The sequence below is a fragment of the Enterococcus bulliens genome, from assembly GCF_053761865.1.
Map to the genome: position 1 here is coordinate 1 of NZ_JBSMXK010000019.1, position 24,030 is coordinate 24,030.

Consider the following 24,030-nt stretch of genomic DNA (forward strand, 5'->3'; position numbering starts at 1 on the left):
AGTGTAAAATGTACTTGGGTCATGTAACGTCCTCCTGGGTATGTTTTTGTGGTTAAAAACATTGTACCGTAAAAGGGCTGTTACATGGCCTTTTATCTTTTACACAATTATATGGACGTAATCTAATCCCATGTGAAAAAAATATTAAAATAAGTTTTTTTGTTTATTTTAAAATATAAAAATAACTTATTTTTATATTTCATTTTTGTTAGTTTATCGTACGAAAACGTTTGGTTATTCGATTAATAATTTTTAATACAAAGACTATACTTAATACAAATAAAAAAATCATCTACTGACAATGAGCTAGTAGGGAATAGTGAATGCGAGGGGGAGCAGGATGAATGGAAATGAGAGTAAAAAAGAGGGGGATCATCATGAAAGAGGAGATGGCTAATGAAGAAACTAGTTAGTGGAGCACTAATGGCTTCTGTTTTAAGTGGCTTCTTCATGATACTACTCGCTTGTCCAGTACAGGCTGAAACAGAGAGCACAAACGTTACAATGATTGTACACGAAGATGAAAGTGACAGTGAACAAGCTGGAACTGGTGGACGTCAGGTCGCGTTGTACGATATCACTTCTATTTATTTAGAAGCAAAACAAGCGACTGGTTTTGATGAAAAAAAATTTAGCGAAACGTTGTCAGAAAAAGCATTGCACAGTGATGAAGGGTTACCAAAACCTTTGGAAACGAGTGTGACGAATGCTCAGGGTGAATGTCGATTTGTTGTACCGATGAAACAGCAAGGAGAATATGCTGTATATCTCATTCGAGAAAGCAGTCAAGCCCAAACCAAAAAAGTCTTACCTTCTGTAATTTTACTGCCCATTCGATCAGTCGATACCAATGAGATTTTAAATACGATCGATGTGTATCCAAAGTATATTGATGGACAGGTTCCAGAAAAACCATTGACACCAACAGAACCCAGTACGCCACAAGAGCCTTACACACCGACAGAGCCGAGTACTCCAGAAGAGTCCTATACACCAACGAGCAAAGAACCGACAAAATTTGGGCAATTTCCAAGTACGAATGAGCTGAAAACCAAAGCATCGTGGGTAGGTGCGGGGATTATTATATTTGCGGGAGTACTTATTGTCTTGCGTAAAAAACAAAAAGAAACTAGAGGATAAAAAAAATGAAGATGAAAAAACGAAATCTTTGGATGAGTATGATGTTATTATTACCTGTTCTTACAGGAATATTAAGTATGGGAAGCCATAATGTGGACGCCGCAGAAACCGATGATGTGACTGTTGTGATCAATAAAAAAGCATTTGATAGTGATCAAGCCATGCAAACCATTCAAAATACTGGTGTATCCATGTCAGAATTTGATAGTGCAAAACCACTACCTGGTGTAGGCTTTACACCATATAACGTAACAAGCGAATTTAACACACAATATAAAAAAGCTTTAAACGGAGTAGCTGCTCCTACAGCTGCACAACAAGAAGCAGCGATGAAAGAAGCGCAAAAAGCATTGGCTAAAATGTATACCAATGATAATTGGCCCAAAAAAGATGATGAAGATTATATTGAAAAAAATCAGAAGAAAACAGATGCTAATGGACAAGCATCATTTACATTATCATCAAAAGTTAACAATCAATATCAAGCGTATATGTTCTTTGAAACATTTGCACCATCAAATGTAAAAACCAAAGCGACACCAATGCTCGTTGTATTACCTGTTACGTATAAAGATCAAACGTTAAAAACGATTCAATTGTATCCAAAAAATATTGTAAAAGATGAGTTCAATAAAGAAATGGTAGGTCACATTAAAGGTGATCAAGAATCAGGTCTATCAAGTAACGAAACACAAGATCCATACACGATCACAACAGATACAGGGTACACACATGCTGTAGGAGATCAAATCAAATATTATGTTGATTTAACTATTCCAAATGGTATCGGTCAAACAATCAATCAAACAATCGATGACAAAACTGTAGCAGTACCTATGTATGATCAATTGCAAGTAACGGATAGCATGAACTACGCCGGAACAACATTAGCTGAAAACCCAATTGATAAAATTGAAGTTATTAAAACAAAGGATGATAAAACTACATTTGAAACCGTAGAAGGATTGAACAATCATTATACATTGGATGTAAATAATCATTTTAATGACGATAAAACAAAACAAACAGCCGGTTCAGAATTTACATTATCATTTAATTTAGCTTATAAAAATTCAGATGGCACTATCAATACAGAAAAATTAGCAACAGCATTAGCGACTGTAAAAGCATTAGAACCATATGCTGGTGAAACGATGCGTATTTACTATACGACAACGATTAATGAATTTGCAGTACCAGATCGTTATATGCAAAATACAGCCGTATATGAATTTAAAAAATCATCAGATTCAGAATCACATCAAGATACATCTAAAGCACCTCAATTAGTTGTGGGTGGTAAGAAATTCAAAAAAGTAGACGGTAGTTCTAAAGACGGTTTAGCAGGTGCTGAATTCGTTATCCAACTGAAAAAAGATGTTTATGGTGAGGAAGCAGTTGTAAACGAAAAAGGTGAAATCGTTTCTTCTAAAAAAGTCGTAGTGGGTAAAGAAGGACAATACATTCAGTACACAACAGAACCTGCTGCAACCTTAAATGGTGAAGGTCAAGGTAAAGCGTTAGAATCATATTACGATCCAATGAAAGCAAAAGGTGTAAGATATGTAACAGATCTTAAAAATGCTACAGTGATCAAATCTGGTGAAAACGGAAAAATTGAAGTAACAGGTTTACGTTATGCAGAAGAAGATGCCTATGCAATGGTGGAAACAAAAGCGCCAGAAGGCTACGCTGTTGTAAATAAAGAAACACTATTTACAGTTCAACCGGGTAGCTTTGATGGAACAGATAATTTAGCAGAGACCGTTATTATTGAAAACGTTCGTGAAGGCTTCTTACCTGGTACTGGTGGTAATGGAATCTATGCTTACTTAGCAGTTGGGGCACTTGTTGTAGCAGCAGCAGGTTTCTGGTTTGTAAGATCTAGAAAAGACGAAGCACATTTTTAATCAAACTTAATTAAATTGGGGGGGTGACACAGATGAAACGCACAAGAAAACGTTCAGGACCAAAAAATCAATTGTTTAGTCGCTTAATGGTCTTAGGATTGCTTTTGATTGGGCTGTTGATTATGTGTTACCCTTTTTATATTGATGCCGTTAATGGATATATCGATCAATATAGAATTGGAAAATACCAAAAAGAAATTGCAGAAACGAAAGCTGAAGATTTAGTTGCACAAAAGAAAAAAATGGAAGAAAAAAATAAAGAGATCGCCAAAAATGGGTTGGTTGCTAATTCAGATCCGTTTACGGATATTTCCGAAGAGGATATCACATCAAATGCGATGCGAAAAGAACACCTGATTGGATCGATCAGCATCCCGGCCATTAAAATTACGATTCCTTTATTTGATACGACCAATGATTTCTTATTGCAAGATGGAGCCACTGTTTTAGATGATTATTCTATGCCGACTGGTGGTGAAGGAACCCATGCGATTATTGCAGGTCATCGTGGTTTAGCGCAGCGTAAACTATTTACTGATTTAGATAAAATCAAAGAAGGCGATACCTTTGTTATTAATGTACTAAATGATAATTTAGCGTATGAAGTAGAAAAAATCCAAGTAGTGAAACCAAACGATATTTCCGCTTTAGCGATCCAACCACATCGCGATTTGGTCACGTTAGTTACATGTACGCCTTATATGATCAATAGTCATCGTTTATTGATTACAGGCCATCGCGTACCGTATACACCGGTGATTGCCAAAGAAGTTGCAAAAGGAAATCAAGGAATGAATTTGCAACGAATCTTGATTTTAAGTGCCTTTGTCACAGTTACTCTAACTATATTTGCTACGATGGGCTATATGATCTACCGTGCACGTCAAACGACAAGAATGATCACGATTCGTTTACTTGTAACTAATCAAGAAAATCAACCGCTGGCACATGAGCAAGTGTTGCTATATCCCAAAAAAGGTAGTCAACCATTGATGGAAAATGGACGCCGAATGATTCGGACGACAAACGCTCTAGGGATTGTAGAATTCAACTATTTAAAAGCAGATATCTATCGAGCAAAGTTAGTCTATCATGAAGATGTCGAAGTATTTGTTGGCATCAAATCGAAGAAACAAAAAGCAATCGAAGTCTATCAAGTACAAGTGAAACATCAAACACATCAAAAACAAAAGGATTGTCAAATCTAGCTTGTTCAACCAAGAACGTCATTTGCAATCTCTTAAAGAACACATCCGTTTAAAATAGGATGTGTTCTTTATTTTAGTCCGAAAAATATGCAAGATATAAAAAAAAATGAACTTTAAAATTTGTTATTTTTTGATAGAATTAAATTATCAAAAGTTATTGAAACAATATTTTTATAAATAACCTTATATATATTATTGTTTTTTTATTAGTGATTTTAAAGGAATCGAATACTGACAACCGTTATTCAAAAAAATATCTTCTTTTGCTTTTTAATCTAATAAAAATAAGTATCTTTTGATACCTCCCCAAAAACCTATGAAAACAAGCAGAGCAATGGATGTTTCGTTAAAACCATCCGTTGCTCTGCTTGTTTGTTATGCATAATAATGCCATAATTTTTTTAAATCACGTATACTAGATAAAAACAAGTGGGAGGAAATGACGATGACTTCAGTAATGTGGTTTCGTAAAGATTTACGACTTTCAGATAATAAAGCACTAGCAAAAGCTTGTGAGGAATCAGAGGAATTGATTTTATTTTTTCAATTAAATCCAGAACAATTTATCGAAGGCAGTCCTAATCATCAGGCCTTTTTTTCAAGTGTAGCGTATCTAAAAAAACAAATCGATCAACATCACCACTTGCATGTTCATTTTGGAAATCCTAAAGATTCATTTAAAGAACTATTGAAGGCTGTGCCAGAAATTACAGATATTTATTTTAATACTGATGAAACGGGATATGGTGCTACTCGTGATCAAGAAATGCGTACTTTTTTTAAAGAACAAAAGATCCAAGTCCACGAATTTATGGATGGGTATCTGCATGGAGCAAGAGAAATTACACGAAATGGTAACTATTACAAAGTCTATACACCGTACTATAAAAAATGGATCGAGCAAGTGAAGGAAAGTCCAATCGAAGTGAATTTAAGCAAAACGACAGTAAAAAGTCAGCTGATTTTTGAAAAAGAAGAAGCGCGATTCAAGAAGTTTTGTGAGCAATTACCTGTGCTTGATGATCAGCCTTTAGGTGAAGCCTATGCAATAGAACGACTGAAGAAATTTGTCAAAGAAGATCTTAAAGTATATGATCAAAAGCGCGATATTCCTGAAGCAGATCAAACCAGTCGTTTGTCTCGTCACTTGCGTACCGGTGAAATTTCGATTCGTACAGTTTGGCAAGCAGTTCAAAAGGCACCGAATTCGACCGGTAAAACGACATTCGAAAAAGAATTGTGCTGGCGTGATTTTTACCACATGATCTACGTAGCTTTTCCAAAACAAAAAGAAGAAAGTATCCAAGAAAATTATCGATATGTCGAATGGGAAAATAAACGAGCTGACTTTAAAAAATGGCAAGCTGGTCAAACGGGGTTTCCAATCGTGGATGCGGCGATGCGTCAGTTGAATGAAACCGGCTGGATGCACAATCGTTTGCGGATGATCACAGCTTCTTTTTTAACTAAGGATCTTTTAATCGATTGGCGCTGGGGTGAAAAGTATTTTCAGCAGATGCTAGTTGACTATGATCCGGCAAGCAATATTGGCGGCTGGCAATGGGCGGCTTCGACAGGTACCGATGCAGTTCCTTATTTTCGAATTTTCAATCCGACTACGCAATCCGAAAAATTTGATCCAAAAGGAGACTTTATTCGAACGTTTGTACCAGAGTTAAAAGCAATACCAAATAAATTTATCCATCAACCTGAAAAAATGACCGAAGCACAACAAAAAGAATATGGGATTCAGTTAGGTGAAACGTATCCGTTGCCGATAGTGGACCATAAAGAACAACGTAAAAGAGCACTTGCAAAGTATGAATTTAGTAAAGAAAGAGCACAAGAATAGTATTGCGAAAGGACTTACAGTACTGTAAGTCTTTTCTTTTTGTTTAATTCTTGACTTCAAAAAATAGTTCGATTAGAATAATAAATAAGAAGTGACGAAATGTCACTTTTGAAGGAGCGAGTAAAATGCCAACACAAACTTTTTATAATTTAGCCGATGAAAAACGTATGTTGATTGAAGGAAGCTTAATCGATTTGTTCAATGAATTCCATATTAGTCAAGTCAAAGTAGCGCAAGTCGTAGAAACGACTGGAATCTCACGAGCAGCGTTTTATAAATACTTTGTCAATCTAGAAGATGCCCATCGGTATATTGTCCAAAAATTTGCCAATCAGATCCATCATGATATTTTAGATGCAGTCATGGCGACACCAGAAGACATATTCTTTGGTTTGAAAGAATATTTGATAACAAGTCTGACGCTCGATCGTTTGAGCCAAGAATTCAAAGGATTACACTTATTGCTTAAAGGAGAGACGACGACTTTATATAAGCGCACAACAGTCGACGAGAGTAAACACTTCATCGGTCAGTGGATGCGTTTATTAAAACAAAACCAATTTAACATCGAGACGAAAGAAGAAGCACATGCGTTTTTATTCTTTTTAATGGATCTGGTGACAGATTCCATCACTTCAGCGCTCGTCAATGAATGGACTGAAGATGAACTAGTAGCTGATTTTGATTTTCGAACACAATGGTTAATTAAAGGCTTAGGATAAAATTGGAGGGATAAATGATGTTTTTAGCTTTAAACGAAATTCGACATTCAAAACTACGGTATAGTTTAGTGATCGGTGTGATGTTTCTGATTGCTTACTTGGTCTTCTTTTTAACAGGCCTATCTTATGGGTTAGCGCAAGAATTTCAAATGTCGATTGATAAATGGCAAGCCGATAATGTTATTTTAACAAGTGTTTCAAATGATAATTTAAATATGTCGATGATTACGCAAAAAGAATTCGATGCTATCAAAGCAAGTGACAAAGCAGGTTTAGTTCAAAAACCAGGTATTTTGGTCAAAGGTAATGATCAAGATGATAAGGTAAACGTTACGTTTTTTGGAATCGACAAAGAGCAGTTTATTGCGCCAAATATTATTGAAGGGAAAATGTTTAGCGAAAAGAATGAAGCAGTGGCCGATGAAAGTGTGAAAAAACAATATAACATCAAACTGGGGGATACAGTCAGTGTAGCTGGGACAAATGAAAAAGTAAAAATCGTTGGATTTACAGATAAAGCAAGTTACTCTGCCTCACCTGTTCTTTATGTATCGTATGCCACAACGACCGATTTAGGTGGTGCACCCACTAAAAATAACGAACAAATATATAATGCAGTCGTGACCAGAGGGACTGTCAAAGATCTACCAAAAGGTTTAGAAAAATTAACGATCGCAACATTTATTAATAAACTACCAGGATACAACGCACAAGTATTAACATTTAGCTTTATGATTGGCTTTTTAGTCGTGATTGCTGCTGTCGTAATTGGGATTTTCGTGTATGTACTTACGATGCAAAAAATCAATATCTTTGGTGTGATGAAAGCTCAAGGGATCTCAAGTACTTATATCGCACGCTCCATAATTGCCCAAACGTTCTTTTTAGCTGTCGTAGGAGTCGTTGTCGGGTTGCTTGCAACACTAGGTTCTGCATTGTTATTGCCTCAAGCCGTACCATTCCAAGTGAATACGATGTTCTTTGTAGGTATTAGTGTCTTGATGGTGGTCATTGCAATCTTGGGTGCGGTGTTCTCAGTACGCACGATCGTGAAAATCGACCCGTTGAAAGCCATTGGATAAGGAGGAGATTAGATGAAAGCTATTGAATTAAAAAATGTAAGCAAATATTTTAAAGACGGCGACGAAACGATCGAAGCCTTGAAACCCACTAATTTTTCGGTTGAAAAAGGCGAGTTTGTTGCAATCATCGGTCCTTCTGGTTCGGGAAAAAGTACCTTTTTAACGATCACTGGAGGCTTGCAATCACCTTCTGAAGGAGAAGTATTGATCAACGGACAACCATTTAGTGATAAAAAAGAAAAGGAACGTGCTAAATTACGATTTGATGAAATTGGTTTTATCTTACAAGCATCAAATCTCGTTCCATTTTTGACGGTCAAACAACAAATGAAGCTTGTGGATAAAGTGACACGGGCAAAATCTAAAATCGATGTTGAACAGTTATTCGAACAATTAGGCGTAGCAAAATTAAAAAATAAATATCCAGAAGAATTATCTGGAGGAGAGCGTCAACGAATCGCGATTATCCGAGCGCTTTACAATGATCCAACGATTATTTTAGCCGATGAACCAACTGCGAGTTTAGATACAGAAAAATCGTATGAAGTGGTTAAAATTTTAGCAAAAGAAACAAAAGAAAAAAATAAAGCAACGATTATGGTTACACATGATATTCGTTTAGTTGATTTTTGCGATAAAGTATACGTGATGAAAGATGGCGTATTGACACAAAAAGATCATGTAAAAGCCGAGGAAGTTTAGGGGGAAATGATGAAAAAACTAGTCAGAGTAAGTATGTCGTATATGATCATTGGATTATTATTTGGGGTTTATTATAGAGAATTGACTAAATGGTTTGATTTTAGTGGGAAAACACAACTAAGTACCCTACACACACATACGTTAGTCTTGGGGATGTTTTTCTTCTTGATTGTGTTATTATTAGAAAAAAATTTCCATATTACAGCACATAAATGGTACAAGCGATTTTATATCACGTACAATATCGGTTTGGGAATCACCTTATTACTTATGTTGATCCACGGAACAATGACCGTGATGGGGATTGAAAGTTCAGCAGCGATCTCAGGTATTGCCGGTCTAGGACATATTATCATGACGATCGGGTTAGGTTTTTTCTTTGCTATATTATTTGGTTCAGTAGAAGAGCATGCGTAGAGCATGTTCTTTTTTTGTCATAAAAAGTAACGTGTTATTTAATTAGTAGAAAAAAGCGCTTGAATTTGAGCAACAATCTAGGCATGAAAATGGAGATATGCTACACTTTGCTTATCAAGTGATAAGGGAAGGAGGAAGAAAAATGATGTATAGGATTGTTGCATTTGCATTACTCATCTATTTTATTTGTTGGTTTATTATTTCAACAGGTAAACGCAAGTATTCGTTAGTCGATATTGCTTGGGGTGGGGCGGTTCGTTGTAGTAGCTTGGGTCGGTTTGATTGCTACAGATTTGATTACATTACAACAATTAGCCATTTTAGTACTCGTGACATTATGGGGTGGAAGATTATTTACCCATCTTGCTCGTCGCAATTGGAACAAGCCAGAAGACTATCGCTATGTGAACATGCGTAAACGCTAGGGGACAAAATATGTCGATATCAAAGTGTTCTTAAATGTAATTCGTCTTGCAAGGCGTATTATTATTTATTATTGCGCTACCGATCACGTATACATTTGCTAACCCAAATGAATCCATGATGTGGTGGCAATGGCTTGGCGTTTTGATTTGGATGATTGGCTTTATTTTTGAAGTTGGCGGCGATCGTCAATTAGAACAGTTCAAAAAAATCCACAGAATAAAGGCAAATTACTAACAAGTGGTTTTTGGTCGATAACACGTCATCCAAATTACTTTGGTGAAGCCGTTTGTTGGTGGGGTGTATTTTTATTGCGCTGACAAGTTGGTCGACATTATGGCTGATTTTAAGTCCAATCTGTATTACATTGTTGTTATTATTTGTTTCAGGAGTTCCATTATTAGAAAAGAAATACCATTATTGTCAAGACTTTAAAGAATATGCAGCACATACTGCAAAATTCTTTCCAATTATTGGGAAAAAAGGGCTATAAGTTTAGCCTTTTTTTCTACTAAAAAGGGGGGGAAATCGATGTTTTTAGCATTAAATGAAATTAAACATTCTAAATTACGTTACACATTAGTCATTGGTGTGATGTTTTTAATTGCCTATCTGGTCTTTTTTTTGACAGGATTAGCTTACGGATTAGCTCAAGAAAATCGAATGGGAATCGATAAATGGCAAGCAGATAATATTTTATTATCCAGTGAAGCCAATGATAATTTGAATATGTCGATGATCGATCCTAAAGATTTTGATAAGGTTGATGTCAAAGACAAGGCTGAATTTTCACAACTTTCTGGTATCGTCTATCGTGAAGGGGATAAATCAGAAAAAGAAAATGTCAGTTTCTTTGGAATCAATTCAGATCAGTTTATTACTCCAGAAGTTACAGAAGGAAAATTATTTACAAAAGATAATGAGGTCGTTGCCGATGAAAGTTTAAAAATCAATGCAGGGTATAAAATCGGCGATACGATCATCTTAGCAACAAATGAAGAAGAATTAACTATCACAGGATTTACAAAAAATGCAAAATTTAATGTGGCATCAATCCTGTACACAATGCTAGATACGGTCCACAAACTAAAATACGGTGAACGTGCGCAAATGCAACCGATGAAATTAAATGCCATTGTGACAAAAGGGAAACTAACGGATGTACCAAGTAGTTTACAACGTTTAACGATTTCAACGTTTATCAATAAACTTCCGGGATATAATGCCCAAGTGTTGACTTTTGGTTTTATGATCGGCTTTTTAGTCGTCATCGCTGCAGTAGTTATTGGAATCTTCATCTATGTTTTAACGATGCAAAAAACGGCGATTTTTGGTGTGATGAAAGCCCAAGGAATCTCTAGTAGTTACATTGCCCGCTCTGTTATTGCTCAAACGTTCTTTTTAGCGGTTGTGGGTGTTGGGATCGGGTTGCTTGCTACGATCGGCTCAGGACTTGTGTTGCCAGAAGCGGTACCGTTTCAAAGTAATGCGTTATTTTTTGCCGCAGTCAGTATGATGATGGTTGTCGTTGCAATTATTGGAGCCTTTTTCTCGGTTCGTACTATTGTCAAAATCGATCCATTAAAAGCCATTAGTTAGGAGGAAAATAGATGAGTGCGATAGAAATGAAACACGTGACCAAGCAATTTCAGGATGGTGATGAGACGATTCATGCGTTAAAAGAAACGAATTTTTCAGTAGATAAAGGAGAATTTGTAGCTATTATTGGACCATCGGGATCTGGAAAAAGTACATTTTTAACCATTATCGGAGGCTTACAGAGTCCAACTTCAGGTGAAGTTTTGATCAACGGCCAACCATTTAGTCAGAAAAAAGAAAAACAACGAGCGGCTTTACGTTTTAAAGAAATCGGCTTTATTTTACAAGCATCAAATCTTGTTCCGTTTTTGACCGTCAAAGATCAATTGAAATTAGTCGATAAAGTCACGAAACAAAAAGCACGGTCAGTTGGAACAGAATTATTTACTCAACTAGGTGTCGAAAAATTAGTTTCAAAATATCCAGAAGAACTTTCAGGAGGAGAACGTCAACGAATCGCGATCATCCGTGCTTTATATCATGATCCTACGATTATTTTAGCTGATGAACCCACTGCAAGTTTAGACACAGAAAAAGCCTATGAAGTGGTCAAAATTTTAGCAAAAGAAATGAAAGAAAAACAAAAAGCGACGATCATGGTTACACATGACCTCCGTTTAGTCGACTATTGTGATAAAGTATATATAATGAAAGATGGAGAGTTAACCGAAAAAAAAGAAAAGTCAGGTGAATAGTACATGGAAAAAATTATAGTGGTTGGAGCAGGCGTAGCAGGATTAAGTGCAGCTGTTCGTTTACAAAATCTGGGTTATGCTGTTCATTTATATGAAAAAGACGTCAAGCCTGGTGGGAAAATGAATCAAATCGAAAAAGATGGCTTTCGTTTTGACGTAGGACCGACGATTGTGATGATGCCCGAAATTTATCGTGAGGTGTTTGAAATCTGCGGGAAAGATCCTGATGACTATATTCCAATGGAAAAAGTCGATCCAATGCTAGAATTGTTTTTTGCAAACGATGATCCATTGCTATTTTCAAGTGACCTTACGACGTTGACAAAAACGTTAGAAGATATCTCAGAAGAAGATGCGCAAGGCTATTTTGCCTTTTTAGCGGATATCTACAAACGATACTTGATTGCAAAAGAACACTTTATCATGAAATCGTTCCGTGGTCCGCTTGATTTTTATAATCCAAAATCATTGTGGGCGGGTGTTCGTTTGCGTACGTTTAGTGATGCCTATTCTTCGATCTCTAAATTTGTCAAAGATGACCGCTTGCGTAAATCGCTTGCCTTTCAGACATTGTATATCGGTGTTTCACCGTATCAAGGTCCATCACTGTATACGATTATTCCAATGATCGAGCTCTTTTATGGGGTGCATTTTATGAAAGGTGGGATGTACACCTTAGCAAAATCATTAGACCGATTGTTTAAAGAATTAGGTGGAACAGCTCATTATGGCACACCAGTCGATGAAATCGTCATCGAACAAAAGTCTGCCAAAGGAATCCGTATTGGCCAAGAAATGATCGCAGCCGATGCTGTCGTGTGTGGAGCTGATTTTCCATATGCAATGAAACATCTGATTCCAGATGAGAAAAAACGTGGGAAATATACCAACAAAAAAATCGATAAAATGGAGTATTCATGTTCTTGCTTCTTAATGTATCTAGGCTTAGATAAACATTATCCAGGAGAGACGTTACATAGTATTTATTTTGCTGAAGATTTTGAACGCAATGTGAGTGATTTGTTTGAAGACGGTGTACTTCCAGAAGATCCTTCATTTTATTTGTACCGACCAACTTTACTTGATAAAGATTTAGCACCAGAAGGCAAGGAAGGTCTATATGTCTTGATCCCAGTACCAGAAGTGTCAAAATATAATGACTGGTCAGATCAGGCGATTCAAACGTATCGCAATAAAATTGTTGAGTTGATCCAAACGAAAACGCAATTTACAGATCTAAATGATCATATCGTGTTTGAAGAATATTACACACCAGATAAATTCAAGCAACAATTCAATGCCTATAATGGTGCGACATTTGGGTTGAAGCCAATCTTGTCACAAAGTAATTACTATCGTCCACACAACAAATTTGATTATGCAGAAAATCTTTATTTCTGTGGAAGTAGTACCCATCCTGGAGCGGGAGTGCCGATCGTCATGCAAAGTGCTAAACTTGCAGTAGAGGAGCTGGTCAAAGATGATCAATAATCAATATACACTTTCTTCTCAGCAAGCTGATTTTTTAGCTTGCGAGAAAATTATCAAGCATCACTCGAAAACGTTCTATTTTGCTTTTTCAAAATTACCCAAAGAGCAAGCTCAAAGTATTTTTGCAATCTATGCATTTTGTAGAGAGGCAGATGATATCGTTGATTTAACTAAAGATCGCGAAAAACTAGAGACCTTATATCAAAAATTAGTTGCATTTGAGCAAGGAAATATTCCGAACGAACCGATTTTCAGAGCATTAGCGGTAGTTTTTCAACACTACCCAATGGACATCGCACCATTTTATGATATGTTAGAAGGCCAAGCAAAAGATCTAGAATTCAGACAACCTAAAACATTAGATGAGTTAAAAGAATATGCTTATTACGTTGCAGGAAGCGTCGGGTTGATGTTATTGCCATTGCTATCACGGTATCCTGAAAAAATCCAAGAACCAGCTAAAAAATTAGGAGAAGCAATGCAAATCACTAATATTTTACGTGATATTGGTGAAGATTATCGTATGGGACGGATTTATTTACCAATGGAAGACATGCTTCGCTTTGATGTTTGTCCATATGACTTGGGTAAAACTGAACCAACAGAAGCAGTGGTGGAATTATGGGAATTTCTAGCACAAGAAGCGGAACGGTTGTACGATGAATCATTTGAAATGCTGCCATTATTGGAAACTAAGGCACAAAAACCTTTATATCTAGCTGCGACAGTCTACCGTGAGATTTTAATGGAGATTCGTCATAAACAGTATCAAATGTTAACTAAACGGCAATCGGTCAGCCGATTTAGAAAGTTGGAGTTATTTCAACAAGCGACCAAACAAGTTGCGCGCCTGATAGCAGGTGAAGCGAATGTATGAAGAAATCTTAGATGTAGCAGAAGAATTATTTATGGTCCAAGGCTATCGAGCGACGTCCACAAGGCAGATTACCGAAAAATTAGGTGTGACACAACCAACGTTGTATTATCATTTTAAGAAAAAAGAAGATATCTATTATCATGTGATGTTGCGTTTATCCGCAACTGTTGAAGCGCAGTTGCGGATTATCGCGAATGACGAATCTCTACCAGCTGAAAAAAAAATCTTACATATGGCTTTATTCCTACAGCAAAAACATCCATTTAATCTTTTTGTGATGATGCATGATATCCAACATTCTTTATCCAAAGAAATGTCACAGAAACTATACCGATTGTGGACGACTTCTTATAAAACACCATTTATAGAGTTATTAGAACAAGCGGAATTTCATTTAAAATCAGAAATTGATCCGACATTTGCTGTCAGTCAATTATTTATCTTGATTGCTGCTTATTTAGAGACACCGAACCGACAAAGCGATTTAGCTAAAAGTGTTCAGGTATTTTTATATGGCGTTATGGCAACAGAAATTAAAGAGCAGAGGGAGTAGAGAAATGAAAAAGTGGCCCCGTTGGAAAAAAATTGTTGGAATTGTTGTGTTTGTACTACTCGTTGTAGTCATTGCCAGTACAGTTTTTATCCAAAAGAGTCGGTATCCTGCAACAGTAGAAGCACAAAAGCAAAGTCAAGTCGCTACATCAACCAAAAGTTATGACCTTTATACAAGTGGACAAAAAGGTGCAACGAGTATCATTTTCTATCCGGGTGCTTTTGTGGCCACAGCAAGTTATAGTAACTGGGCATCGCAACTGGCAGCGGCAGGAATCAATGTTTATGTGCTAAATGTTCCGCTTGATTTGACGGTATTAGCACCAGATGCAGCGAATACGATTCTCAAAGCACATCCTGACGAAAAATTTATTTTAGCGGGACATTCATTAGGTGGTGTAATGGCAAGTCGTTTTGCCAAAGAACATGCAAGTCAAGTAGCTGGAGTTATTTTTTTGGCGAGCTATCCAGATAAAAAAGGTAGTTTAAAAGAGGAAACGTTCCCGGTTTTATCCATTACAGCTTCAAACGATGGAGTTTTAAATTGGGATAAATATGATGAAGCGAAGCAATATTTACCTAAAGATACAACTTATGTCGAAATAAAAGGTGGAAATCATGCTGGCTTTGGAACATATGGGGATCAAAAAGGGGACAATACTGCAACGATTTCTAATGCGATGCAACAAACTAAAATCAGTACCTATATTATGGAATGGATTGCGCAGTATATTCTACCAAAAACTTCTTAATCTGTTCGATTAAGAAGTTTTTTTGAGGAGTGATCAGATGGAACAAGATAAAGAACACTTAAAAGCATTTCAACGTTCGTGGGCCTATCATAAATATTGGGTGATGCTGCACTCGCAAAAAGCCTATGAAGAAATTCGAAAACTGGCTAAACATAATGATTGGAACGAAATAAAACAAAAACGCTATGAAGAAATTTTAGTAAAATGTGCCACCCTAAAACCAACTCGGGGAAGTACAATCAATACCTGTTTACATGTTTGGGGGTACTTTAAAAAAGAGGCAACTGTTGAGGAGAAAACACAGTTTTTTACGTGGATTGAAGAAGATCCCATCCCTGTAATATTAATCTTTGATTGGTTACATGATCTTTCTATTAAATATAAAAAATGTTATTTAATCAATAACAAACTTTTTGAAAAAACATGTGAAAAAAAGACTTAAAAAGTTTAAATTTTTTATGAACTTCGCTGTAATTGGGGTGTAATTAAAGAATTTAACATGAATGAAATTATTTTGAGTATTTGCTAGTGATAGTGATATGAAAGATGGTTTGATTCATGTTTTTTTATCTATATTGTGAAAAATATTCAATAACTTTCGTTTTGTTAAAAGTGATTAAAAATAATTAAACCTTAAATTTAATGTTTTGTCACAAAAAAAGGAAGTGATGTAGTTACCTTTCGTTTGACACCAATCGCTCGTCAGATCAACCAATCAACGCAGATAAGATTGTGGGAAAAGAAGTGTTTCGCATCCCGGCAATCGGAGGTTGGCTATTGTTTATTCGTGGACATTTATTATTATCGCTTACGGTTCTAGTGGCTGTCTTAGCACTAGTTTGGGGAATAACGCAATTATTTTCAAAAGATCCATCCTCAATAAAGGAAACATAAGAAAAAATCAAGATTGGGAGGAAATAGAAATGAAGAAAAATAATCGGAAGAAGTGGATTGCAGCTGCAACTGCGCTCGCTGCACTCGGAGTATTAGTCGGAACATTTGCTTGGTTTACAAGTAATGACCAAACAGTCAATAAATTTGAAGGTGGCGTAGCCGGAAATGACGTAGAGATCGTCGAAACCTTTACACCACCAGAAGATTAGCAGCCTGGACAAACAGTAGATAAGAAAGTTAAGGTTGCAAATACTGGTGAATATGATTCTTTAGTAAAAGTTTCACTAGAAGAAATGCTACAAAAACTAGAACCGATATCTAGTGAAGACGATCAATCAGAATTTGCAGCATTTGCTAGTGATGGGACTGTTTTAAGCGGTAAAAATGTTTACCTCTATACTTATTCAGGTGACATAACTGGATTTACAAAAGTGACTAACGTAGTAAAAAATGAATCATCAGATACACTGAGCTTTACTGTAACAAATAATGCTACCTATAATGGAACTTATAATTTAGTCGTACTAAAAAATAGTACTAGTGGATTATATACATCTTATTGGGAACGTAACGACGCTAGGAAATGCTTCGTCAGAGATTCAGGTGTATCAAGCATCATTGACAAAAACAAATGATAAAGCCAAAACTGGTGCTATTGTTGGACAAACGGTAACATACACATTGACCGCAAATAATTTAGCCTCTTTTGCTGCTGAAATCAAATACATTACGACACTAGCTAGTTTAAATACAACGTCTTCTGATGCAGAAAAACAAGCCGTGAAAAAAGAAAATACAGCAAAACTGTTTAACGTAAAAAAAGATGAGCTGGCGACTGCAAAATCTGAGTTTCCGATCATCAAAGGCGAATTGACTACCCCAAATGATCAACCATTGGGGGTAGTCAAAGTTACCCAGAAAAAAGGTGAGAGTGACGCTGCTTATCAAACTAGAGTGAAAAATGATACGATTGAGTATACGTTGAAATTTAAAAATACCTCTTTGATTAATTTAAGTAATACATATATCAAAGATAAGTTACCTGAAGGATTAAGTGAACCTAAAACAATTCTTTTAAATGGTAAAGTACTCGCTAATGATGATACAGCGAAACTCGAAAATGGCTATTTGATTATCAATTTAAATTATACGGTACTTCAACCTAATGTCGAACAAACACTTACTTATAAAGCTTATATGACGTCTGATGAAGTGCAATCGCCATTTGTAAATACGGCAGAATTATTCACTCAAGACAATCACTCTTTAGCAACTGCAGATTCGACGGTAAACTTATTTAAGGGTAGTATTATCAAAGAAAACAATAAACCAAATGGAGCCTTCACAGGTGATGTAGTGCATTACACAATCAATGCAACAAATGCGAAAAATTCGTCAGTTTTAGAAAATTCTTATATTAAAGATAAATTACCAACAGAGATGTCTACGCCAACGAATATTATGATGAATGGTAAAGCATTAGTTGAATTTGACAAAGATACTTCAAATACTGAAAATCGTAACAACATCGATACGTATGAATTGGATACGAAAAACAATATTTTGATTATCCATATCAATGGTAGTGATATTGCACCAGGTGGAACCCTTAAGATCGAGTATGACAGTACGATTACAGCAATAAATAGCGGCGAAGTACAAAAGGTAAATACAGCCACGTTTTATAAACGGGGTAGCCGTAATGCAAATAATAAGTGGATCGATCACGAGCTAGATACTGACAATTTGACCGCTAAACTTGTGAAGCCGAACCGAACGGTCAAACTCAATATCAAACAAGAGTATTTTACCACTTCGCAAAATAATCGTTTAGTCTATCCAAAAACAGGTTATTTTAACTTAAAGAATCTATCGACGGCAAGTAATAAAGTCGTTGAAAGTTATTCTGTGACAAGCAAATCTTACGCAATCGACAGTCCGGATGCGGTGTATAAAACCGTTCAATTGATTTTATCTGAAGATGCGCTGAAAGTCGTACCAAATCTGATTATTCCAGAATTTTATCAATATGCTGGCTATAACGTAACGGATACGAATACAGCTCATGTGTCTGGAAATCGTACAGAAGCCGGCATGCCAACACTTGATTATACAAATAAAGATGAATATTGGGTGACGATGTACATCAAACCAGACGATTGGCTCAAACCAAAAAACGAAGAAGTCGAATCGCCAATGTATAATTGGGATTATGCGATAAATGAATTCAAATAAGAAAAACGATCGTGTATTTTGAAAGAATATACGATCGTTTTTTGTATATAAAATGGCTAATGTTTTTTAACTGTGAACTTATGATAGCTTCTATTAATTCAGATAAAACTTTGCTATCATTGAACAATAAAGAGTTTTAGTCATCAATTTGATAGAAAAGGAACGTAAAATATATGATTAAACAAAGAGAGTTGATGCAACGTCTAGTTTGGAGTGCGATGCTATTGACTGTTTTTCAAATTGGGCGGCATATCGATTTGCCTATGTTCTTATCTCAAGGAGCAAAAGGTGATAGTGCGAATTCTGTGTTGCGTTTTTTATCGACTGCCACAGGAGGGAATTTTTCTAGTATTACGCTATTTTCATTAGGAATGGGTCCTTATATGACAGCACTGATTATTTGGACGACGATCAGTATGATTGACGAAGAACGCGTCAATAACTTTTCGACAAAGCAAGTAGGCTACATTCAACGAGCATTAACGCTAGTATTTACTATTCTTCAAAGTATCGCGCTCGTTTTTCGATTCAAATCTTCAGTGGAACCTACCTCATTTTTAGCAGGTGATACTAGGGCCTTACTTGCTGGGGTTTTATTATTAACTACAGGTGGGCTATTTATTGCTTGGTTAGCTGATATCAATATCACTAAAGGAATCGGCGGACAAAGTTTGTTTATTTTACCAGGCTTGATGGCCAATATTCCTTCGATGTTGATTTCTGGTCAAACGGCTACAGTAGCGTTTAACAATCAGTTTATTATCGCTTTAATCGTGATTACCTTACTTTTTATTTATTTAACGATGTATCTCTATCATTCTGAATATCGGATTGTGATTGAGCGCACAGGTTTGGATACAGTATCAAAACATTCGTATATTCCGATTAGACTTCTTCCAGCAGGCGCGATGCCGTTCATGTTTGCTGTGACCGTATTTTCAATGCCACAACTTATTTTATTAAATGAAAAATGGAATGACACATGGTTCTCCAATTTTATTACGACTTATTTTTCATTCAATACGATCCAAGGAAGTATTATGTATGGAGTCGTACTTTATCTACTTGGTTGGGGCTTTAGTTTTATTAATATTCGACCAAATGATATTGCTAAAAACCTGAAAGAATCGGGTGATTATATTTTAAACGTACCACCTGGTGAAAAGACAGAGAAATATATCCGAGAAAAATTGACACGGATTGCTTTTGTAGGAAATGCATATCTAGTACTTATCTCGTTGATTCCAATGTTTATTGGACTTCGCTCACCTTTTATTTCAAATCTAGCTTTTTATTTTGGTAGTTTGTTTATGTTGATCATTATCTTAGATACGCTTGTACAAGAAATTCGATTTGTCTATTCGAAAAAAGAATATCGCTTATTCGAATAAAAATGAGGTGAGAAAAAATGGTTTATTTTATACCGCATTGGAAAAATAAAGAAGAAAAATTAGATGAAGATCGAGTGCTTAACATATTGAATTTATTCAAAGAAAATCAAGTGCCGGTCAATTTGATATCGATCGAGTACTTACCGTTCTTACGCTATGTATTAAATGAGTATCAATTACAACAAGTCAACTCATTATCGTTATTTGACTTTTTACAACAAGTCGATCGAAAATCGGGTTTTCCCATTACGATAGAAGATCTACAGTTTCCAGAAGATGTCGATCAAATTTATACACCCTTTGGGATCACTTTGATTCGACAGCAGCAACCATTTGGCTATGTTCGTTTTGAAAAACATGGTTTTATACGGCAAGTCGAATATCTGACAGAGAAAAAACGAACTGAAATTTATGATGATCGCGGTTTTTTATCTTCTATTATTTATTTTGATGATCATATGGATAAAGTAAAACAAGAATATTACAATCCACTAGGAAAGATGGTGATGACAGAATCTTTTGGTGAAGATCCGATCATCGAACTGTATCATCATCAAGAATTAAGATTGACTGTTGAACGATATCGTACATTTGCTGAAATTTTTGCAGAATGTATCAATCGTCAGTTGATCACTGTGGCGCTTGAGCCGTTGTTGATCGATGTCTGGCCTTTAGGACTAGAAGTACTTGATCGTGTAAAGAGCAGCCATCCGATTTTGACGATTTTAACAAACGAACAAAATATCCATGAATACTCATTAGCAGAACAGGAAATTTTATTTTTGAAAAGTCGGTTTATCGTGACAGATGCCGCCAAAAAGCGTGACCAACTAGTGGTAACTCAACGTCAATGGCCTAAATCAATGGCTAAAATATTAGATATTCCAATGTATCCCACTCGATTAAACTTAGGAAATAGTAATTCGGTCGAGCATTTAGTGATGTATTGGCGAAATCGACATCCTTTTGAAGAAGAAGAATTTTTAGTACAGTTATTGACAAATTTATTACTAAAAGAAAGTTTATATGCAGTCATGATTGAAATAAATGATCACGAACAACAATTGCGAGTCGAGCAATTACAGCAACGATTGATCGATAACTATTTCAATATCGATAGCCAATCAAAAGAATATCAACAAGTCGTCGATTATTTGGAAGCTAAAAATGGACGTACGCTTTCAAAAGCTCAAGATGATGCCGTAAAAGAATTAAAGACCTTACCGATCTGGCGCCAGTATGTTCAAGCTGCAGAAACCTATGCACGCATTGAATTTAAGATCCAACCCAATATTGAAGAGGTTCAAGCGGTACTAGCGACTACTCGTGTCTATATCGATTTAAATGAACAGATGCAATTGCAAAAGCAGTCTTTTGCTGTGAATGCAGGGATTCCTTTGATTTTAAAAGAGTCATCTGACTATGTAGAGCATTTGAGAAATGGTTATATTGTTGACCAAATTACAGAATTAGCAGAAGTTTTACCATTTTATATGGATGGCCTAAAAAATTGGAATGAAGTGTTGGTCGAAAGTGTAGCAATGATTGAGACGAACAGCTCACATAATTTGCTCAAGAAATGGAGAATACTATTTGATGAGTGTGAAAAAGAAACTTAAAGTGGTTTATTTTGGTGAACAGATAGAGGCTTTTCTTACACATCTACCTGAACAATTTGATCCAATCATTCTTCCAGCAAACTACGATATGGATCAAGATCAAGAGAGTGCGGTTCACCTGTGGTTAAAAAATAAAACACTAAATCCAAAGTATCGTAAAGCGATTTTTATCTTCTCTAAAGAAGCAACGATTTTGACCCAAAAAGAAGCGTTGCTTACGTTACCTTCTTATCGCTTGATGTATTCACATCAAACGGAGTTACTCAGTTCGATTTCCTATATATTAGCAGCGAAAGGCGCCTATGCATTTGATTTTAATGATGCTGTGACGATGATTGAGTTTATGGAAAAGCAATATGCCGAAATCGTCTATGGGCGTAAGCTCGAAATGGACTATATTAAGGTCGCTTCACGTTTTCAAGGAAAAGTGATTAAAAAAGGGCATACACAATTAGCTCTATCAGGTCATTTTGGAGATGAATTCACACAATTATTGTCTTGGCGTATGACAGATTTAATTGAAGCCAAACAATGGTTGGAGGCTTATTTAGAGATCCAACACGATCAAGTCGAGACAGATTTTTTATTGGAAGTGTATTTTATTCGCAAAAATAGCGTGATGTTTGAAAAAGAATTTGTCTTTACTGCAGATGACTTAGCCACACAAAAAGTAGCATGTTTTTATAATGAAGCGGATGAAGAGATGTATTTAAATTTTGCGTTGTTTGCGAAAGGTCAAGGAACGATCAAAGTTGCCCATTTGCACGTACGCAATACCTTTGCGGATCAAAGCTATATGATTCCTGGTGGAAAAAGTATTCAAGATAAGCAAAATTTAGGCATGGAGATTGGCTATTACTTTGAACCAGCTGATTTTAAGCCACCATTAGCTGTATATTTTTCAGGTTATCGAACTGCAGAAGGGTTTGAGGGGAAAAATATGATGGAAGCATTTGGCTCTCCTTATCTATTGATTTCTGACCCTAGAATCGAAGGTGGAAATTTTTACCTAGGTAGTGATGAACTTGAACAACAATTGATCGACATCATTCAAAAAAAATTGAATTATCTTGGATTTTCTGCTCAAGATTTAGTGCTTTCTGGGTTGTCGATGGGGACTTTTGGTGCCCTTTATTATGCAAGCGATCTGTTACCAAAAGCTGTGATTGTGGGTAAACCAATGATGAGTTTAGGAACAGTGGCGTTAAATGAACGAATCAAACGTTCGGATACCTTTGCGACTTCACTGGATACGCTGTTGATGAATACTGGCGACGTTACTGTAGAAAAAGCATTGGCATTTGATGCAAAATTGTTTGAAAAATTTCAAGCTGGTGATTATCAGCATACAATGTTTGTTTTTGCTTATATGAAACAAGATGACTATGATGATAAGATTTTTGCACAAGTGTATACCTTCTTAAAACAAAAGTTTCCATTGTCAAAAGTGTTACATAAAGGCTTAGTTGGACGGCATAATGACAATACACAAGGTATCGTCCGTTGGTTTGTCAAACAATACTATAATATTCTAGAGACTCAATTTCATCGCGAATATACCAATAAGGGAGGGAATTAAGTGAGTAGTCAATATATCGTAAAATGGGGCAATATCCTACAAGACAATTATAATTATGGCGCCACGATCTCTTTTGAACAAAATGGTGCTGTCACCTATTCGGCTCCACTTATGCCTCCAAGTTTGTGTATTAAAAGCTGGTATTCGCAAAGAAATTTCCAACTTAGTCGAAATACTCCATATTTACCGATTTTGGAGCCAAATAAAAAATACCAGCTTCAAGTTCAACTAGAGCTTTCTGAGACGAGTGCGATCCAAGTGAAAATACTGTTTTTTGATCGGTACAACACCATGGTCGAAGAATTGTTTTTCTCACAACTTACAGAAGCCTTTACTTTTCCTGAAAAAGCTGTACATTACGAAATCCAATTGATCAATAAGCATCATCAGCAAATTATTTTCTATCAATTAGTCATTACGGAACTCGATTTATATGAACTTTACGAACAACAAGATCGCAGAAAAACCGATTTATGGTATTATCCAAATCGTTTGTCGCAAACATCGAGTATCCAATTGATCTTTTTACTAAAGAAAAATCAAGTGCAACATTTACACTTTACGACGGATTCAGACTATCTTTTTTGTCTGATTGATCCTGAAAAAGAACTCGATATGCTCGTATTGAGCAAAGCGATCTATACGATTTTAGTTAAAAAAAATCTACGAGAATTGACTTTTTCGATCACTAAAGAAATTGGCTATTACAACTTGCCATCTGAGGTCTATGCGATCCCGCGCATTATGAATTTTCTTTTAGGTAAAAAAATGATGACAGAACCACGAGAAGTACAAGGATTAGCCTATTTAGACCAAAAATTAGATGAGATGCAAGTGTCGATCCAAGTATTACAACACTTTTTATTAGAAAATAGTAAAGGAAAGTAGGG

The 24,030-nt window shown here is 35.9% G+C and carries 23 protein-coding genes and 1 pseudogene; all 24 read left to right on the forward strand.

Annotation, left to right across the window (positions count from 1 at the left end; translation table 11 throughout):
• Nucleotides 1-396 precede the first annotated feature (396 nt).
• Nucleotides 397-1,140, forward strand: a complete 744-nt coding sequence (locus ACWOEC_RS09635) for a pilin N-terminal domain-containing protein (RefSeq protein WP_455307778.1) — start codon at nucleotides 397-399, stop codon at nucleotides 1,138-1,140.
• An 11-nt stretch (nucleotides 1,141-1,151) separates the two neighbouring features.
• Nucleotides 1,152-3,050 (forward strand): SpaH/EbpB family LPXTG-anchored major pilin, encoded by a 1,899-nt coding sequence (locus tag ACWOEC_RS09640; RefSeq protein WP_455307780.1) that lies wholly within the window; start codon nucleotides 1,152-1,154, stop codon nucleotides 3,048-3,050.
• Between the two features lie 32 nt (nucleotides 3,051-3,082).
• Nucleotides 3,083-4,258, forward strand: coding sequence for a class C sortase (locus ACWOEC_RS09645; RefSeq protein ID WP_455307782.1), 1,176 nt, complete (start codon nucleotides 3,083-3,085; stop codon nucleotides 4,256-4,258).
• A 445-nt stretch (nucleotides 4,259-4,703) separates the two neighbouring features.
• Nucleotides 4,704-6,110, forward strand: coding sequence for a cryptochrome/photolyase family protein (locus ACWOEC_RS09650; protein ID WP_455307784.1), 1,407 nt, complete (start codon nucleotides 4,704-4,706; stop codon nucleotides 6,108-6,110).
• Nucleotides 6,111-6,235: 125 nt separating this feature from the next.
• Nucleotides 6,236-6,832, forward strand: a complete 597-nt coding sequence (locus tag ACWOEC_RS09655; RefSeq protein WP_455307786.1) for a TetR/AcrR family transcriptional regulator — start codon at nucleotides 6,236-6,238, stop codon at nucleotides 6,830-6,832.
• Nucleotides 6,833-6,849: 17 nt separating this feature from the next.
• Nucleotides 6,850-7,914, forward strand: coding sequence for an ABC transporter permease (locus ACWOEC_RS09660; RefSeq protein WP_455307787.1), 1,065 nt, complete (start codon nucleotides 6,850-6,852; stop codon nucleotides 7,912-7,914).
• A 12-nt stretch (nucleotides 7,915-7,926) separates the two neighbouring features.
• On the forward strand, nucleotides 7,927-8,616 hold the full coding sequence (locus tag ACWOEC_RS09665; protein WP_455307789.1) for an ABC transporter ATP-binding protein: 690 nt from the start codon (nucleotides 7,927-7,929) through the stop codon (nucleotides 8,614-8,616).
• Nucleotides 8,617-8,625: 9 nt separating this feature from the next.
• Nucleotides 8,626-9,033, forward strand: a complete 408-nt coding sequence (locus ACWOEC_RS09670) for a DUF2871 domain-containing protein (RefSeq protein ID WP_137614766.1) — start codon at nucleotides 8,626-8,628, stop codon at nucleotides 9,031-9,033.
• A gap of 142 nt (nucleotides 9,034-9,175) precedes the next feature.
• Nucleotides 9,176-9,949: pseudogene (locus ACWOEC_RS09675) on the forward strand (DUF1295 domain-containing protein).
• Nucleotides 9,950-9,987: 38 nt separating this feature from the next.
• A complete protein-coding gene (locus ACWOEC_RS09680; RefSeq protein ID WP_455307791.1) occupies nucleotides 9,988-11,055 on the forward strand; it encodes an ABC transporter permease in 1,068 nt (355 codons plus the stop codon).
• 11 nt (nucleotides 11,056-11,066) lie between these two features.
• Entirely contained in the window at nucleotides 11,067-11,750 is a 684-nt protein-coding gene (locus ACWOEC_RS09685; RefSeq protein ID WP_455307793.1) for an ABC transporter ATP-binding protein, read from the forward strand.
• 3 nt (nucleotides 11,751-11,753) lie between these two features.
• A complete protein-coding gene (locus tag ACWOEC_RS09690; RefSeq protein ID WP_455307795.1) occupies nucleotides 11,754-13,241 on the forward strand; it encodes a phytoene desaturase family protein in 1,488 nt (495 codons plus the stop codon).
• Nucleotides 13,231-14,118 carry a phytoene/squalene synthase family protein gene (locus ACWOEC_RS09695; RefSeq protein WP_455307797.1) on the forward strand — a complete coding sequence of 296 codons (888 nt, stop codon included), beginning with the start codon at nucleotides 13,231-13,233 and terminating at the stop codon, nucleotides 14,116-14,118. Before ACWOEC_RS09690 ends, ACWOEC_RS09695 begins: the two co-directional genes overlap by 11 nt.
• The gene (locus ACWOEC_RS09700; protein ID WP_455307799.1) at nucleotides 14,111-14,671 is read left to right on the forward strand and encodes a TetR/AcrR family transcriptional regulator; all 561 of its coding nucleotides are present in this window, start codon (nucleotides 14,111-14,113) and stop codon (nucleotides 14,669-14,671) included. Before ACWOEC_RS09695 ends, ACWOEC_RS09700 begins: the two co-directional genes overlap by 8 nt.
• A gap of 4 nt (nucleotides 14,672-14,675) precedes the next feature.
• The gene (locus tag ACWOEC_RS09705; RefSeq protein WP_455307801.1) at nucleotides 14,676-15,422 is read left to right on the forward strand and encodes an alpha/beta hydrolase; all 747 of its coding nucleotides are present in this window, start codon (nucleotides 14,676-14,678) and stop codon (nucleotides 15,420-15,422) included.
• A gap of 37 nt (nucleotides 15,423-15,459) precedes the next feature.
• Complete coding sequence (locus tag ACWOEC_RS09710; protein WP_455307803.1) at nucleotides 15,460-15,864, forward strand: YbgA family protein; 405 nt, start codon at nucleotides 15,460-15,462, stop codon at nucleotides 15,862-15,864.
• 290 nt (nucleotides 15,865-16,154) lie between these two features.
• Complete coding sequence (locus tag ACWOEC_RS09715; protein WP_455307805.1) at nucleotides 16,155-16,316, forward strand: hypothetical protein; 162 nt, start codon at nucleotides 16,155-16,157, stop codon at nucleotides 16,314-16,316.
• Nucleotides 16,317-16,345: 29 nt separating this feature from the next.
• The gene (locus ACWOEC_RS09720; protein ID WP_455307806.1) at nucleotides 16,346-16,525 is read left to right on the forward strand and encodes a SipW-dependent-type signal peptide-containing protein; all 180 of its coding nucleotides are present in this window, start codon (nucleotides 16,346-16,348) and stop codon (nucleotides 16,523-16,525) included.
• Between the two features lie 84 nt (nucleotides 16,526-16,609).
• Complete coding sequence (locus tag ACWOEC_RS09725) at nucleotides 16,610-16,951, forward strand: hypothetical protein (protein WP_455307808.1); 342 nt, start codon at nucleotides 16,610-16,612, stop codon at nucleotides 16,949-16,951.
• A complete protein-coding gene (locus tag ACWOEC_RS09730; RefSeq protein WP_455307810.1) occupies nucleotides 16,935-18,551 on the forward strand; it encodes a hypothetical protein in 1,617 nt (538 codons plus the stop codon). The genes ACWOEC_RS09725 and ACWOEC_RS09730 overlap by 17 nt, the downstream gene beginning before the upstream one ends.
• 173 nt (nucleotides 18,552-18,724) lie before the next feature.
• Nucleotides 18,725-19,942: an accessory Sec system protein translocase subunit SecY2 gene (gene secY2, locus ACWOEC_RS09735; protein ID WP_455307812.1), complete on the forward strand. Its 1,218-nt coding sequence runs from the start codon at nucleotides 18,725-18,727 to the stop codon at nucleotides 19,940-19,942.
• 17 nt (nucleotides 19,943-19,959) lie between these two features.
• Entirely contained in the window at nucleotides 19,960-21,561 is a 1,602-nt protein-coding gene (gene asp1 / locus ACWOEC_RS09740) for an accessory Sec system protein Asp1 (protein WP_455307814.1), read from the forward strand.
• On the forward strand, nucleotides 21,539-23,140 hold the full coding sequence (gene asp2, locus ACWOEC_RS09745) for an accessory Sec system protein Asp2 (protein WP_455307817.1): 1,602 nt from the start codon (nucleotides 21,539-21,541) through the stop codon (nucleotides 23,138-23,140). The genes asp1 and asp2 overlap by 23 nt, the downstream gene beginning before the upstream one ends.
• Entirely contained in the window at nucleotides 23,141-24,028 is an 888-nt protein-coding gene (gene asp3 / locus ACWOEC_RS09750) for an accessory Sec system protein Asp3 (protein ID WP_455307819.1), read from the forward strand.
• Nucleotides 24,029-24,030 lie beyond the last annotated feature (2 nt).

Coding starts and splice junctions, on each gene's coding strand:
- ACWOEC_RS09635 (WP_455307778.1), top strand. CDS start 397: ATGAAGAAACTAGTTAGTGGAGCACTAATGGCTTCTGTTTTAAGTGGC.
- ACWOEC_RS09695 (WP_455307797.1), top strand. CDS start 13,231: ATGATCAATAATCAATATACACTTTCTTCTCAGCAAGCTGATTTTTTA.
- ACWOEC_RS09645 (WP_455307782.1), top strand. CDS start 3,083: ATGAAACGCACAAGAAAACGTTCAGGACCAAAAAATCAATTGTTTAGT.
- ACWOEC_RS09690 (WP_455307795.1), top strand. CDS start 11,754: ATGGAAAAAATTATAGTGGTTGGAGCAGGCGTAGCAGGATTAAGTGCA.
- asp1 (WP_455307814.1), top strand. CDS start 19,960: ATGGTTTATTTTATACCGCATTGGAAAAATAAAGAAGAAAAATTAGAT.
- ACWOEC_RS09665 (WP_455307789.1), top strand. CDS start 7,927: ATGAAAGCTATTGAATTAAAAAATGTAAGCAAATATTTTAAAGACGGC.
- asp2 (WP_455307817.1), top strand. CDS start 21,539: ATGAGTGTGAAAAAGAAACTTAAAGTGGTTTATTTTGGTGAACAGATA.
- ACWOEC_RS09720 (WP_455307806.1), top strand. CDS start 16,346: ATGAAGAAAAATAATCGGAAGAAGTGGATTGCAGCTGCAACTGCGCTC.
- ACWOEC_RS09725 (WP_455307808.1), top strand. CDS start 16,610: ATGCTACAAAAACTAGAACCGATATCTAGTGAAGACGATCAATCAGAA.
- secY2 (WP_455307812.1), top strand. CDS start 18,725: ATGATTAAACAAAGAGAGTTGATGCAACGTCTAGTTTGGAGTGCGATG.
- ACWOEC_RS09680 (WP_455307791.1), top strand. CDS start 9,988: ATGTTTTTAGCATTAAATGAAATTAAACATTCTAAATTACGTTACACA.
- ACWOEC_RS09640 (WP_455307780.1), top strand. CDS start 1,152: ATGAAAAAACGAAATCTTTGGATGAGTATGATGTTATTATTACCTGTT.
- ACWOEC_RS09705 (WP_455307801.1), top strand. CDS start 14,676: ATGAAAAAGTGGCCCCGTTGGAAAAAAATTGTTGGAATTGTTGTGTTT.
- ACWOEC_RS09670 (WP_137614766.1), top strand. CDS start 8,626: ATGAAAAAACTAGTCAGAGTAAGTATGTCGTATATGATCATTGGATTA.
- ACWOEC_RS09700 (WP_455307799.1), top strand. CDS start 14,111: ATGTATGAAGAAATCTTAGATGTAGCAGAAGAATTATTTATGGTCCAA.
- ACWOEC_RS09710 (WP_455307803.1), top strand. CDS start 15,460: ATGGAACAAGATAAAGAACACTTAAAAGCATTTCAACGTTCGTGGGCC.
- ACWOEC_RS09660 (WP_455307787.1), top strand. CDS start 6,850: ATGTTTTTAGCTTTAAACGAAATTCGACATTCAAAACTACGGTATAGT.
- ACWOEC_RS09685 (WP_455307793.1), top strand. CDS start 11,067: ATGAGTGCGATAGAAATGAAACACGTGACCAAGCAATTTCAGGATGGT.
- ACWOEC_RS09650 (WP_455307784.1), top strand. CDS start 4,704: ATGACTTCAGTAATGTGGTTTCGTAAAGATTTACGACTTTCAGATAAT.
- ACWOEC_RS09655 (WP_455307786.1), top strand. CDS start 6,236: ATGCCAACACAAACTTTTTATAATTTAGCCGATGAAAAACGTATGTTG.